This window comes from Sedimentisphaera salicampi, from assembly GCF_002117005.1.
In the GTDB taxonomy this organism is placed as follows: domain Bacteria; phylum Planctomycetota; class Phycisphaerae; order Sedimentisphaerales; family Sedimentisphaeraceae; genus Sedimentisphaera; species Sedimentisphaera salicampi.
This window is the reverse complement of the sequence record NZ_CP021023.1, coordinates 2,640,612-2,654,951: the sequence shown is the minus strand read 5'-3', so window position 1 is coordinate 2,654,951 and position 14,340 is coordinate 2,640,612. Positions and strand designations below refer to the sequence as shown.

General features: G+C 48.8%; 9 protein-coding genes. 3 read left to right on the top strand and 6 right to left on the bottom strand.

Going from position 1 to position 14,340, the window contains the following annotated elements; translation table 11 throughout:
• Nucleotides 1-26: 26 nt before the first annotated feature.
• Nucleotides 27-758, bottom strand: coding sequence for a 2-C-methyl-D-erythritol 4-phosphate cytidylyltransferase (gene ispD, locus STSP1_RS10105; RefSeq protein ID WP_085756218.1), 732 nt, complete (start codon nt 756-758; stop codon nt 27-29).
• A gap of 30 nt (nt 759-788) precedes the next feature.
• On the bottom strand, nt 789-1,106 hold the full coding sequence (locus STSP1_RS12695) for a hypothetical protein (protein WP_204845142.1): 318 nt from the start codon (nt 1,104-1,106) through the stop codon (nt 789-791).
• A gap of 185 nt (nt 1,107-1,291) precedes the next feature.
• Here STSP1_RS12695 and STSP1_RS10095 point away from each other — a divergent pair, with 185 nt between their 5' ends.
• Both STSP1_RS10095 and STSP1_RS10090 read left to right on the top strand, forming a co-directional pair.
• On the top strand, nt 1,292-1,900 hold the full coding sequence (locus STSP1_RS10095) for an RNA polymerase sigma factor (RefSeq protein ID WP_085756217.1): 609 nt from the start codon (nt 1,292-1,294) through the stop codon (nt 1,898-1,900).
• 122 nt (nt 1,901-2,022) lie between these two features.
• Nucleotides 2,023-2,907 carry a hypothetical protein gene (locus STSP1_RS10090; RefSeq protein ID WP_123807034.1) on the top strand — a complete coding sequence of 295 codons (885 nt, stop codon included), beginning with the start codon at nt 2,023-2,025 and terminating at the stop codon, nt 2,905-2,907.
• 152 nt (nt 2,908-3,059) lie between these two features.
• On the opposite strand, the gene STSP1_RS10085 is transcribed toward STSP1_RS10090, so the two are convergent.
• From STSP1_RS10085 to STSP1_RS10075, 3 genes are all read right to left on the bottom strand, one after another.
• Nucleotides 3,060-4,226, bottom strand: coding sequence for a DNA-binding transcriptional regulator (locus STSP1_RS10085; protein WP_085756215.1), 1,167 nt, complete (start codon nt 4,224-4,226; stop codon nt 3,060-3,062).
• A 155-nt stretch (nt 4,227-4,381) separates the two neighbouring features.
• Nucleotides 4,382-7,624: a discoidin domain-containing protein gene (locus tag STSP1_RS10080; RefSeq protein WP_161491710.1), complete on the bottom strand. Its 3,243-nt coding sequence runs from the start codon at nt 7,622-7,624 to the stop codon at nt 4,382-4,384.
• A gap of 288 nt (nt 7,625-7,912) precedes the next feature.
• A complete protein-coding gene (locus STSP1_RS10075; RefSeq protein ID WP_123807033.1) occupies nt 7,913-10,900 on the bottom strand; it encodes an LPS-assembly protein LptD in 2,988 nt (995 codons plus the stop codon).
• 546 nt (nt 10,901-11,446) lie between these two features.
• Here STSP1_RS10075 and STSP1_RS10070 point away from each other — a divergent pair.
• Nucleotides 11,447-13,258: a peptidoglycan D,D-transpeptidase FtsI family protein gene (locus tag STSP1_RS10070; RefSeq protein WP_085756213.1), complete on the top strand. Its 1,812-nt coding sequence runs from the start codon at nt 11,447-11,449 to the stop codon at nt 13,256-13,258.
• Here the strand turns inward: STSP1_RS10070 and STSP1_RS10065 are convergent.
• Entirely contained in the window at nt 13,224-14,264 is a 1,041-nt protein-coding gene (locus tag STSP1_RS10065) for an FAD:protein FMN transferase (RefSeq protein WP_085756212.1), read from the bottom strand. The two genes, STSP1_RS10070 and STSP1_RS10065, sit on opposite strands and share 35 nt — an antisense overlap.
• Nucleotides 14,265-14,340: the final 76 nt, after the last annotated feature.

Genomic DNA, 14,340 nt, shown 5'->3' with positions numbered 1-14,340 from the left:
CTTCGCATAAAATTCATCTGAAACTTCTACCACATCTGATCTTCTCGGAAAGGGTGAATTGTTTTGGGGCTTTTCTTCTCGCGTGAGCTTATAATCGCATTGGCAATCGCTATATCGGACTTTTTGGTAACTTTTATATTCGTATTGTCGGTTTCTACGATATGCACCTTTGCCCCGATTTTCTCTGCCATCATAGAATCATCGCTGAACTCAGCGGGATTTTCGCATTTATCAAGAGCCTCTGCAAAGAGCTGCCTTGAGAAAGCCTGCGGCGTCTGGGCGCTGTAAAGCGAGCTTCTGTCAACAGTTTCGCAGATTATCCCTTCCTCAGAAACCCGCTTAAGCGTTGAGGTTACAGGTGAGGCAAGTATTGCCGCCCCGCTCTGATAGGCCTTCTGAAGGACATCTCTTGCCCAATTTTCAGTAAGACAGCACCTTGCCGCATCGTGCACAGCTGCAACATCAATATCCTCCCTCACAAGCTCGAATGCTTTCGCAACAGTTTCGCCCCTTGTATCTCCGCCGGCAGAAAGCTCAGCGCCAGCAAAGGCAAGATTTGCCTCCCAGTTGATCTTTATCTTCTCGTGGTCCTGCTCTGCGGCTGCGAGGATAATCTGAACCACTTCCTCCATCTCGGAAAACAAATTTACTGAATGCAGGAACAGAGGCTTGCCCGCCGCCTTCTCAAAAACCTTCTTTGTTTTCCCTTCAAATCGGGTGCTCCCGCCTGCTGCGCATATTATTACTGCTGCTCTCATAATCACTCCTTTAAGCGGTTAATTCAAATGTCAGTTTGCCAAAAAGTACTTCTCAATCAGCAAATATTCCCCAAAAACTGCCGCTGCGCACGTTGCGAGGAAATACAAAAACTTGATCTCGCCCCACGCATCATCGTAGTATTCGCCTCTCAATGCAGAAATCCAGTCGCTGGTAACTATATACTTCACAGAATCAACGAATCCTTCCCAGTCGTCAAAAATCACCCAGCCAAGAAAAAAATATACCGGCAGATTCAAAACCGCAAGGATTATAAGAATCTTCTCGCTGAATACTATCCCCAGCACCCACGGTGGATCGCACAAACTTAAGAAATAATCACCAAACATATTCTCACCTTAAAAAACATAATTCAATGGTTATGATAGGTTTATAAAATATAGATTCAATTAAATTTTGAAAAAAATACACTTATCCATATAATCACCCGCTGTGAAGGTCTTCCCGCTTTTAGCCGGGCAGACCCAGAATGGACTACTTCTTGGGAACTTAACTGCCCGGGGCTGTTAAAATAATGACCAAATCCGCAAATAAACGGGAAGAAAAAGAACTGCTCAGAAGATTCTGCTCAGGCGATGAAGCAGCGTTCAGGGATATTGTGCAGGAATACAAAGATCCTCTGTTCAATTTCCTGAGGCGGTTTGTGGGCAATCAGGACCTCATTGAAGATGTTTTTCAAGACACCTTTATGCAGCTTTATCAGTCCAGAGAGTCTTTCGATCTCGACCGACCGCTGAAACCATGGCTTTTTACAATAGCAGCGAACAAAGCCAAGGACTTGTTACGTAAGAGAAAACGCAACAGCTCTATCTCGGTAGGTTCGATAGCGGATGATTCTGAGTCGTCTATAGAAGACGTTTTCAGCTCAGTTTCCTCTGAAGACACTACACCGCTTGACCACTACATAACCGAAGAAACTGAAGAGAGAGTAAGAGAAGTTGTGGAAAATATGCCAGAGAAATTACGTGAAATTTTACTGCTGGCTTATTTTGAGCAATTTTCATACAAACAAATGGCCGAAATGCTGAGTATACCTATAGGAACAGTTAAAAGCAGGTTGCATTCAGCGGTGGCTCGTTTTGCCAAAGACTGGAAAAATGTTGAGCCTGATTTTGAAAGGTAAAAGATTTGAATCGTATTAGTGCAATTTTCGATTATTTTTTTGGCTCCTGTCCTGACCAGGACAAAGAAACTATTAGAAAAAGCATAGAACAGCGCAGTGACTGTTCAAGATTTTACAAAAACTTGAAGAAATCACTGGAGCCTCTAAACACACTAAAAGAAGAGCCCTGCCCGGACTATCTTGTTGAAAACCTTCTCGCTCGTACTGAGAAAAGCGGGAGCCAAACCGACCTTGAGCTTCTGCTTGAGAAGGAATCGGCTGCCGAAAGCGATAATATTCGCTTCTGGAATAAGGTAGGAAGGATAGCGGCAGCAGCAGCGATGATAGCCATTATCGCAGCTACCTATTTCCCAGCTACGCAAAAAATGAGAGCGGTTGCAGATTCTATCGCCTGCAAACACAATCTGGCAAGAATCGGAACAGGCCTGCACAACTACGCCTTTGATAACGCAGGGATGATGCCGCTTGCAAGCTCAGGCAGTGATTCTTGGTGGAAAGTGGGCTCGCAGAGAGAAGATGAGTATTCGAATACAAGAAATGCCTGGCTTCTCGTTAAAAACGGATACTGCCAGATGGAGGATTTCGAGTGCCCCGCTAGGCCTATAAAAGCCGAAGCCAAACTTGAGAGAGTCGATGTTTGCGATTACGAGCACGACTTCCCGCACAAAGAATTTATAAACTACAGCTTCCCGGTAATAAACAAGAACGTTAAGCTCGAAAGGGAAAATAAAAGGGCAATAGCCGCAGACTCAAACCCCCTTTTCGAAGGAAACTGCCTCGACCAGCAGACTTTCTTCAAAACTGTTCGGCTTGATGAAAAGATGAAAAACTTCCGCAGCATAAATCACAACGGCGCGGGACAGAACATACTCCTTTTGGACAACAGCGTAAAATTCAGCAGAAACAGCTTTTATAACGGCGATAATTTTTACACTGTAGAAGGATTGAAAACATATTCCGGAAATGAAAGACCCAGCGACAAGAATGACACGTTCCTGGCTCCTTAATACATACATAAAGAGTTTTTAGGATTTCCTTTAAGCCCCCTGCTTTTATTGAGCAAGGGGCTTTATTTTTGGCGGAAAAGCTTCGTGCAGGAATGCCTTTCTAAGCACTGCTGAAATTTTCTGCAGATAGGGCATCGGCTCATCGCAACCTCTTACGGCCGGTATCTCTTGCGGTAGTCGGCTGGATTCAGTCCTTTTACAGAGCGGAAAAAGGCGGCAATATGGTCTGAACTGCCAAAGCCGAGCATTTTTGAGATCTGGGTGATGTTCAAATCCGAATAGAGCAGAAGCCTTTCAATCTCGCTTACACGCACGTTTTTGATATATGTGTAAATGCTTGTTCCAAGGTGGAGGTTGAATTTCATATAGAGGCTTCTCTTTGAAACAGCGGCCTCTTCGAGAACATCGCAAACCTGCAGAGCCCTCATTCTGTTGTCCAGAATAAACCGGACTGCCCGAGAAACGTCCGGATCGGGCACAGCCACGGCATCGGAGGATGTTCTCTCCACTACCTTCAGCGGCTCGATAATAATCGTTTTTGGGGTTCTGTTTTTCGATTTGATCATATTATCGAGATGTTCTGCCGCCTCGTAGCCGGCCTTTTCCAGAGAAAGCGATATGCTGGAAAGCTGAGGGTAGGCGAGTTTGCATATAAATTCGTCATTATCCACACCGATAACCGCAATCTGGCTTGGAATTGTGATCCTCTCCTGCCTGCAGAGCGAAATTATCTGGCTTGCTCTGTCGTCGTTGCATGCCATCACAGCGGCAGGTTTTTTGAGCCTTCGAAGCCAGTCTGCCAGAACAAACTGCTCATTATCCCAAAGCCGGCCGTCGTCGTCTTCTGGCTGGCGATACTCAATCACCTCACAACCGTTAGCAGCGGCCTTTGCCCTGAAGCCCTCAAATCGAATTTGAGACCAGTACATCCCCTCGAAGCCCGCAAAGGCAAGTCTTTTGTGGCCTTTGCTTATGAAGTGTTCAGCCGCCATCACACCGATTTGGTAGTCATCAGTGAGGATTACAGACTTACCCTCCTTGCCCCCGCTGTGGAAGCAGCTCTGAATCACGGGCAGGTCAACGGGAAGCCTCCTTTCTTCATCCTCCCACGTTTCTCTTATGATAGCTCCGTCTGAGAGCCACTTGAGAGGCTGAGAGGTTTCCTTGGCGGGAAGTTCCCTGCCCAGATAAAACAGCGGCTCCAGCTGGATAGACCACGGCCCGTTTCGGGAGGCGTAGCGGGAGATGCCCCGCAAAAGACCTCTTCCGAATTCTCGAGAGGTTTCAAGTAGAAGGAGTATCTGTGGGCAGTGAAACATATATATTCCCCGTTTGAACTGATTTGTGCTTAATATTAAGCTCACCTTGCTGTTTGGTCAAGCAGGTTTTAAGATTTGAAAGGCCGAAAGCAAGAAGGGCAAAGCCGAAATACAGCCTTGCCCCTTTTTGTTTTGCAGTTGGATGCTGGTTTTGGCTACTCAGCAGGCAGAAGCTTAATTTCTGCTATTGAGGTATAGTCATCATCTGCGAAGCCTTCTTCAGAAACAATCCTGAAATACTTCGCCTTTACAGGTTTATCAAAGCTCACCAGCTTTTTCTCCATATTCCTTTTGAAGCTGCCCTGCCATACCGGCTTGCCCCAGCTTCCGCTCTGTTTTGCGTAAACGCTGCATTTCTTGATGTAGCCGTTTGTATTGCCGTCCTGCCTCGGAAGTATTGTGAGCCCCTTTATCTTGGCAGAATAATCAATCTTGAGATGTATCTCGTGGGGATGCGGGATTTTGCCGCCGCCCCAGGAAGTGTGCCAGATGGTAGAAGGCTTGCCGTCGAGGACGTTGCTGCCGCTTCTGCCTGAATGGGCGGAGTTTGTTTTCACAACCTCAGCTCCGGCCTTATCCATAAAGCCCGGATCTCTGAAGAGCTTCTGGATCTGCTCGGCGGAAACGCTAACCTCAGGGGAGAACTTATCTGAGCCCATATACGAAAGCAGGGATGCCTTGAGCTGCCTGATTGACGGTGATTTATCGATGCTGGTTGTCATATCAACGCTTGCAGCAAGGATTTTTCCGCTGCCCACTTTCGCCTCGAATACTATTCCGAGCTTCTCGGGGGCGAACCAGTCCGGAACTATCTGCACAATCGGCTCTACGCCTTCCGGGAGTCTCTCGAGCTTCATCGCAGCTGCGTTTTGAATCGGCAGAGACCACTGCCAGCTGCTGTGGTATTCTGTTGGGAAATGCTTGAGGGCAGGGTGCTGCGGGTCGCAGAGTATTCCGAGGGTATGCGGCGCCTGTCCCTGCGTCCAGGCAGTGTTCCAGAAGATAGAGGAGAAGCCTAGTTCCACATCTGTTTTCACAAGGCTCGGGTCTATCTCCAGAAGCACGTTCCCTCCTTCGCTGAGGTGTTCTAATACCTCTGGATTAAGCGAATTGGCCTGAAGCACCTCTTCGTTTTCTGTTTTCACTTCCTCCGGATACACCCAGATATCCCAGCTGTTTTTCGCCTTTGTGCCTTCGATTTCGGTTTTGAGGGTGTATTTGGAAGGCGCAGGGATACCTGCAAGGTCAAAAGATATATCGCCGAAGGTGTAAAGCCCGCCTGCGGGCATATCATACCTCCACATAACGCCTTTCTTGAAGACCTTGCCGTTTTCGTTTTCAAGGCTCCAGTGAAGTTTAACGTTGTTAAGGTTATCCGCCCCGAAATGGCTTACATCAATCTGGGCGTTAAACGTGCCTGAGGTAGTGAATGTGCGTTTTGCCATTCGTGCAAGCGGCACAATCGCCCCTGAAAACTGCCTGTACTCTTCGGGGGATACATAAGGCTTGCTGTCCCAGAACGGATCCAGCACGCCTACAAGAGCCGTTCCCTGCCCGGGGAAATCGTGGAGGTCGAGCAGCTGGAAGCCGCCGAAGCCCTCAGTTCTGAGAGCAGATTCTATATCCTCCTTGTAGCAGAGGGTTTGGAGCTTGCCCGAGGCCATAAGGAAATCTTCCGCCTTCTCAAGCATACCTTTATCCTTGAGAAGGTCTCTGAACACTTCAAAATTCTTCGGCTTGAGGTATCCATCGTACTTTTTGATCTCATCGAAATTCGGATAAACGCACCACTGCCCTATCTCGTGTGAGATGATGGGGGTGTTGCTGTATTTGCTTATCGGCTTTGAATAATCTGTCTGTGTTTCGGGAGGTTTGCTGTTTATCCGGCTGTTCAGCTCTTCGCCCCAGCCCTGAATACGTACATTATGGTGTGTAACGTGGAACTGGTTTTGCTCTATTACAGGCCAGCCGGCAGCGCTTGTAACAAGGCGTCTTGAGTCTTTCTGCTTGTAATGATTTACCCAGTCTTTGAGGTATTTCCCGCCTCGCTGAGGACCTCCGGGTTCGTTGCCGTAGGCGAACAGGATGAATGAGGGGTGGTTGCCGTATTCTTTGAGCACGGCATCAGCCTCATCGTAAATCCATTCATCAATCGGGAGCCCAACGCCGAGCTTAGTGCTTTGATTGGCCCAGGAAGAACATTCCACCTGATAATAGAAGCCCAGCTTGTCTGCTGCCTTAAAGGCCGCTTCCGGCGGGCACCACGAATGGAAACGTATATGGTTCAGGCCGTGAGCCTTGCAGATTTTGATAATCCTTTCCCACTCATCGGTGGTGGTTGGCGGATAGCCTGTTTTCGGGAATATGCAGCATTCGAGGGTGCCGCGGAAGAATATGTGCCTGTCGTTGAGGTAAAACTTGCTGCCTCTTGTTTCAATCTCACGCATACCGAAATGGGCATCAGCTTTTGAAATAAACTTGCCTGCTTTGAGCTCAGCCTCAACCCTGTAAAGGTTCGGGTTGAATTCATCCCAGCGTTTTTCCAGCCCGCTCAAGATAATCTCAGCGGAAGCGGTTTTGCCGGTGAGCTCAAGCTTTTTGCTCTCCGAACAGGCAAGTTTATCCTTGTAAAATGCTTTCACATTTAGCCTGGTTTCCCTGCTGATACCTGCATTGTTCTTTACGGCAATTTTCACATTTGCCTTATCTGCATCAATATCGGGGTAAACCTGAAGATCTTCAATAAACACCGGCTCTTCTGCCGAGAGCTTAATACTGCCTACAATTCCGTTCCAGTTGGATTGGGTATGGTCTGTTACGCTGTGGGAATTATGCCCCACATCAACAATCATCCTGTTATCCACGCGGATAGTGAGGCGGTGCCTGCCCGGAGTAAGAAGCTCTGAAAGGTCGTATCTGTGCGGGATGGAGAGATAATCACAGCTTCCTGCCCGCTTGGAATCAACCCAAACCGTTGTTTCCCAGTGCGGACGTTCAAGGGTGAGAGTGATATGCTTTCCCTGCCAGTCTTGCGGGATAGTAACTGTTTTCTGCTGCCAGGAAGCACCTTTATAGTATTTGTCCGGCTGAAGGAAGAAAGGAAACTTGAAGTTTTCCTCGGTGCGGTATGGTTTGTATTTCGGGGCATCCCATACATCCTGCCTTACATCGCCCACCCAATCGGTGTCCGGGCCAGGGTCTTCTCCGTAGCCTTGGCTCTGAATCGCTCCCGGGAGCTGGATCTTATCGTCTCCTGGAAGCTTGCCTGCAAACCACTCTTTGGAAACACCCGCATCTTTCTCATCGAGCGAAAAACGCCACTGACCGGATAAATCAATAGTCTGTGCGTTCATACACACGGCAGTTAAAAAAACTGCGGCAGCACTAAAAAACTTCATAAGAAACCTCTCTTAAATTATGTTTATTTTTTCAGATTATACGTTTAGAAATGGTATTATACCAACAAAGAGAGGCTGTTCTACGCAGAATTGTATAAAAAAACCGCAAATTTGTGCAAGCATTGCCCCTGCCGCTCTGAGCAGCGATTTCCCCGCCCACGCTTCACAAAAAACAAGCGCAGAATCGCTCAGGCATGCAGACGCTTGAGAAGCCTTCAAATACCCGAGCGAAGCAGGAATTCAGGGCATTTCACAGCAAATTACCGAAGCCGCTGAGTTTCGCCGAGCTTACTCGTATGATGAAGAGCCAGTAAGGCCTACGTAGGTTCTTGAGCCTACAGCAAGCTCTTTAACCCCCTGCGGCCATATACTCACAGTAACTGAGCTGGAATCCAAAGACTCATCGACACTGTAGCCGAGGCTGTAGAGCAGTCTGCGATATCTGCGTATAAGCACGATCTCGCTCCGCACGCTCTGTCCGAAATCGAAATCGTATTCCTGCGCAGCGGTGATTGTGTATCTCGGGTTCAGCTTGTAGCTCATTGCCGTGCGGAAGGAATTGGTGCCGTGTTCGTAGTAGTAGTCCTGATTGTTCGCAGGGGTTTTGTCTATGTCTGTAAGGATAATATTTTTCAAATGCCGCACTCCGAAATACCAGCTCAAATCAGGCCAGCAGTATCTTGCGAGCCCTGCATCGAATCGCTGAAGCTCACTGCTCTCTAAATCGTAGTTTGCATAGCTGCTGAAGGCAAACGTATCTGAGATGTTCCATAGGTAATCGGCATCAATTGTGTCTCTCTGGAGGGAGAAATCTGCCGAGCCCGAACGCCTGTAGAAGGGCTCATAAGGGCTGCTGAAGATGTATCTGCCCGGGAGGATATCGTCGTCTTCGTCTCTGTCGTCTGAGAGAAGTGTTGCGTTTATATCGAGCCTCATTAGGTCTTCAGTTCTCAGATTATCCTGAGAGCCCCGCCTTGTCTGCCATCTCTGCGAAAGACCAAGATTCACCATATTCCGCATTTCCAGCCCGTCTTCATCGCTCTGAAAAACTGCTGCCTCCATATGCGGACGGATGTAATGGCGGATTCCGTTTATGTCCCAGAAATCACTCTTGACAAACTGCTCTGTCTTCCAGAACTGCGAGGACACCCTGATTCCGGCTTCGCCAAGGAATGCCCCGTTTTCAGGGTCGTTTATCTGATCGCCGTCCAGTTCAGTATTGTAGCCGGTATAGTCGTTATATGCGTATGTTCCGGCGGCATAGGGCACATACTTTGTTTCGCCCCAGATAAACGGATAATCTATCTCGTGCCTTGTGCTTGCGGCGGAGAAGAACCCGCTGCCAGCCATAGCAGAATCGCTGTCGTATCTCTGCCTCGCCCTTGAGAGCTTAGTATCGCCGTAGTAGGTGAAATTATCGCCCAGAATGCTTTCTCCTGTGCGGTGGTATTCAAACGTCGGAAGCTGCTCAAGCTGGTTCTGGAAGTCGTTCAGACGCACCTTTCCAAGCACAGAAAATGCCCTGTTGCCCGTAGAGTTTTTGAGGTAGACCACGCTTTCGGGCTCTTTGTCTGTAAAACGCTCTGATCTGTAGAAGCTCTCGAGGAAATTGCGGTCTGAGAGGTAGTTCAGCTCTGCTGAAAACTGCCATCCATCATCCAGGTATTCCCTGTGCTGAAGCTTAAATCTGCCTCTAAGCTCATTTTCGGGTTCGAGATCCTTTCGCCAGAAACGGTCTCCAAGCCTGTCTTCTCCCGTATCGTGGATCACGTAGGATTCGATGCTGCCGAAGTAGCTGTCGGATTCATATTCGGCATCTATTCCCCCTGCCGGGCCGCGTTTGCTGTAGTAATCGAGGTTCAGCGTCGTATCCAGCCCCTCGGGCTCTTTGAATCCAAGCACCCTCGAGAGATACCAGTTCGTCTCGAGAGAGGTTCCGAAGGCGGTGGAACCGCCGATGCCAACGCTCTTTACCGGAAGCTCGGGTCTTTCGAGCCCAGTAATCATATGGTCTGATTTCAGAAGGGTGTTATTGTAGTACTGCAGGGAAACGTCTTCGAGCTCTGCGGAAAAGCTGCCGGCCTGCGGCTTAGTGTCCACGGCTGAGTTGTCCGTTATAACAACCGAAGAGGCATTAACCGAGAGCTGAGGCACTGCAAATTCATCGCTGGAGATCTCCACACCTTCCGCTGTGAACACTGAATCGCTCTTTTTCTGGAGCTTCTCAGCACGGATGAAGATTGGAATATTGCGTTCGGGATCGTAGCGGGTCATCTCGCTGTTTACTACGAGGGCCTGGGAATTCTGGAAGTTGTAGTAGAGCCTGTCTGCCCGGATTGTGCGCAGGCCTTCAGTGAAAACAATATTCCCTTCGATATATGCCGCTTTGATATCTCCCGAGGCGAGAAGGTCTCTCCTGCCTGTTTCCTCTGCACCTGCCTTAACCTCATCCTGCCCGAGAAACAGCACCGCCCTATCAGCCTGAAATTCCAGAATCCTTCCTGAATCGTCCATCTTTCGCCAGATGTAGAATCTTCCCATAACTGTGATCACCGATTCGCCGTCAGAGAGCCTGCTTCTCTCGATAACAGGGGCAGGCTTCCAAAGCGCTGCTACATTTACAGGGTAATCTTTCTGTTCGTCCGGTTTTGCTGATTCCCTCGAGCCGCCAGCTTCCGGGCTCTTATCGGATTGTCTTGATTTGCCGAGGAGCCTTCCAATAATAGAGCCCCCTTTATCTTCCTGAGCAGTTTGCACGCCCGTCTGCTCCCTTTGGGGGCCGGGAGGGAGAGCCTCTCGTTTGAGCTTTAGGCCTTCACGCCTTCCCCTCGCCGCATCAACGGCATTGCGGTAAAGCTCTATTTCAGCAGCATTTACCTGTTGCTGCTGCCCGCATTCGAGAAAAACCTTCCCCGATACGAAGAAGTCTGCTATCATAGACTTGCCCCGCTCAACAAGGAAGTTGTGCACATCTCCGATGTTGTGTTTGCCTTCCCTGCCCACCTTGATCTGATCTTCAAGATAACAGCGCAGCCTGTATGAATGCGATTCCATCCCGCGAACCAGTTCAGTTTCCTTGCGCACCCAGACAACCGCCTTCTCGCTCTGGAAGGTGCTGGAGGAATACTCCAAACTGAAACCTTCCTCGAAGATCAGTATCTGGCTGCCATCTTCTGTACGGCTCATTTTAACCGTATCAGAGGATATGTAGATATTCTGCCCCGCATTTTCAATCTGCCCGTATGCCGAGCAAAATACGAGTAATGAAATTGTCAAAATTCTCAAATGCAGCAACATATAACTCCTGCAGATTATTAAACGTTAAGAATACATTAACAAGCGGATTATACGTATAAACTGCGAAAAATTCCAACAAAAAACAGCTCATTTAATAAATCGTGTGAGACAATACTTTTTTGCAAAGCTTTTTAAAGCCGAATCTGCCCGCCTGCGGCGGAGAGAGGAGATTTTTTTGACGGGATTTACAGCCCCGAACCGCTTTGGCTGCGGGGCAAGGATTCACGGGATAAATATTAAATAAGGAAAAGGCGGAGAGAAATTTTCAGCCGCTAATCAGCACTAATTTTTGTCTAATGATTTTGCCACGAGCCGCGAATCTATCCGTTTGTTCTCCGCCTGCGGCGGACAGGCTCAATAAATAGACAGCAGTAAATTCTGCAAAGCATTGCAGAATGATGATTTGCATTTTGCCCAAAAAATATTGTCGCACATCTTTGATTCTGCTATTATATTGGACAGCAAAACCGTAATTGCTAAAATTATTTCAGCTAAAATAACCCTCAAAAAAAGCAGGAATAGCCCTTGAAAAGAAACAATCACAGGATGAATTTAATATTTGCCTTAATACTTGCAGCTGCCTGCGCTGCGGCAGTTAAGTGTGTTTTGATTGTTTCAGAGAAAAGGCCTGAATTGGAGGAAAGGCTTGATGCTTTCGAGGTTACAGTGGATAAGCGTGCAAGGAGGGGCGTAATTGTTGATGCAAGAGGCAATCTTCTGGCGGTGAGCAAACTAAAGGAAGATGTGTTCATCGACGGCGCTGCAATGCTGAGCCCCTACAAGAATGAATCACGCCGGCATTACATCGCACGTTACGAAACAATCGCAAAGCTCGAAGAGCTGCTCGGGCTCCCTGATTGCAGCATAGAGAAGAAGATTTACAAAACCCCAAAAGACAGATACAGGCATATCATTGTGGCCAGGGGGATAAATCAGGAGCAGAGAACCAAGTTCGATAAGATTTTTGAGTATCGCTGGGATGAAGACTCAGAGGAGATAACCCGCTCAAGACTGTACGGTACAGGGATAGACTACCGCTGGGAACGTGAATACCCTATGGGCAGGCTCTTCTGCCATACTGTCGGGTATGCAGGCCAGCAGAAGGCCGGCAGCGAGGGTCTCGAGAGGTACTATTTCGACCTGCTCTCAGGCGAAAAGGGGATGCAGAGATTTCTCGTTGATTCAGGACGGAGGCCTGTAAGCAGGCTCGGCGGGGAAACAGGGGCAAAAAACGGCAAAAGCATAATCCTCAATCTCGATTCTGTTATTCAAATGTTCGCAAGCGATGCGCTTGAGAAAAGATGCGAAAAGTTCAAAGCAGAATCGGGCTTTGCAATAGTGATGAACCCGCAGACAGGCGGCGTGATGGCGATGGCAAACTACCCTGATTACGACCCCGAAAACCTTGGGCAGTCTGAGCCTTCCAGCCGGCGAAACAGGGCTGTTACCGACCTCTTCGAGCCGGGCAGTGTGGTTAAGCCGCTGATTATGGCTGGAGCTGTTGATATGGGAGCTGTGAGCAAGGGGAGAATAATAGACTGCGAAGACGGGATGTTCTACAGAAGGGGCTCCGGACGGATTCAGGAATACAACTACCACCGCTACGGGAATCTCCCGCTCAAGGAGATCCTGATCAAATCAAGCAATATCGGAATGGCAAAGATAGGCCTTATTCTGAAAAAGAAAGGGCTTCACGAATGCCTCGAAAAGATCGGCTTTACATACAAGACCGACATAGACCTCCCGGGAGAGAGGAGCCCTAAGATAAGGCCTCTGGACAGATGGACGGGCTATTCAGTTACAAGGATCCCCTTCGGGCAGGAAATCGGGATTACAGGCATACAGATCCTCAGGGCATACTGCGCCGTTGCAAACGGGGGGCGGTCTGTTCGGCCTTATCTTGCCAAGGCCGTAATCGATAACGACGGAAACACTGTACAGCAGCTCGGGGCAGACTTTGAGCGTTACGGGAAGATATTCTCAGAAGACACCTGCGATTTCATAATGGATGCACTTGCCGGAGTAGTAAACTCAGAAGACGGAACAGGCAAGAACGCTGCAATGGAGGATTACACTGTTTTCGGGAAAACCGGCACTGCCAACATATACGACCCTGCCACCGGCCAGTACAGCAATAAGCATTACACCGCTTCTTTTGTGGGCGGGGCTCCATTCAAAGAGCCGAGGGCTGTGGTGCTTGTGTCTATAAGGAAGCCGGACAGGAGCCTCGGGATGGGATATTCCGGCGGAAGGGTATCTGCGCCGGTGGTGAAGGAGATTTTAGATAATACGCTGGACTATCTCAACGTTCCTCCAGAGAAGACCTCTGAGAAGTAAGCTTATCCCAGCCGGAAGATTTTATCTGCTCTCCGTCTTTTGCAGCTATCGCAAAACACTCCGCCCCGTCAATCAATTCAATCAGCTTGAGCCCCTTATCCCTGCCCAAAAGCGAGAACGCTGTTGCCAAGGCATCTGCTTTAGCTGCTCTATGGGCAAACACCGTTGCGCTCTTGAAAGCCGAGCTGCCTTCGCCGGTAGAGGGGTTGATTATGTGGCTCGTTTTTAATCCCCCGATTTCGTAAAACCGAAGATAATCCCCGCTGGTTGCTATCGCCCCCGATTCAGCCTCAAGCACGCTTTCGATATCACTCCTGCCGTTTGCCTCAGGGCTTCGAACGCCAATCTTCCAGCCGCCTTCCCTGCCGTTATCGCCGAAGCACAGTATATCTCCGCCTGCGTTTATAAGCCCGCCCTTTGCGCCGGCTTCTTTCATCGCCTCTCTTGCCTTGTCTAATGCGTAGCCCTTGGCAACTGCGCCAAGGTCTATCTCCATGCCCCTTTCAGCAAGCTTTACCGTCCCTTTGGCGGTGCGCGTTTTAATTTTCCGGTAATCAACGAGAGATTTTGCCCTTCTCATTTCCGCCTGCGTGGGCTTTTGCCCCTTTTCCGCTGCCTGAATCCACAAATCAATCACCGGCGCAATGCTTATATCGAATGCACCGCCTGTTTTATCGCTGAACCGTTTTGAGATTTCGATCACCTCAACGATATCGCTGCCCGCCTTAACCCAGCTGCCGGAGTTTGAATTTATCTGAGAAACTTTAGATGCAGGGTCGTGCCTGTCCATAAGTTTTTCTATGCGTTTGATCTGCGCAAAGCCTGCTTCGATTGCTCGCTCTGCATCACTCTGCGAGCCGGCAGAAGCCGTAATCCTCACAAAAGTATCCATATGCATTCTGCTGCTGCTTGTGCTGGTTTTAACGCCTTCACGCCCGCACCCCGCACAGATAAGCGGCAGAACTAATGCCGCTGAAATACAAATTGTTATGTTTAGTTTGTTCATTGCGTCTCTAATTATTCAAGCTGAATTTCAGGCAGGTTTGTTTTGCCTTGATGTTTCGATTATAATCGCTTTGCAG

Excerpts from the sequence above, each read along its gene's own strand:
- ispD (WP_085756218.1), bottom strand. The coding sequence starts at position 758 with ATGAGAGCAGCAGTAATAATATGCGCAGCAGGCGGGAGCACCCGATTT.
- STSP1_RS12695 (WP_204845142.1), bottom strand. The coding sequence starts at position 1,106 with ATGTTTGGTGATTATTTCTTAAGTTTGTGCGATCCACCGTGGGTGCTG.
- STSP1_RS10095 (WP_085756217.1), top strand. The coding sequence starts at position 1,292 with ATGACCAAATCCGCAAATAAACGGGAAGAAAAAGAACTGCTCAGAAGA.
- STSP1_RS10085 (WP_085756215.1), bottom strand. The coding sequence starts at position 4,226 with ATGTTTCACTGCCCACAGATACTCCTTCTACTTGAAACCTCTCGAGAA.
- STSP1_RS10080 (WP_161491710.1), bottom strand. The coding sequence starts at position 7,624 with ATGAAGTTTTTTAGTGCTGCCGCAGTTTTTTTAACTGCCGTGTGTATG.
- STSP1_RS10065 (WP_085756212.1), bottom strand. The coding sequence starts at position 14,264 with ATGAACAAACTAAACATAACAATTTGTATTTCAGCGGCATTAGTTCTG.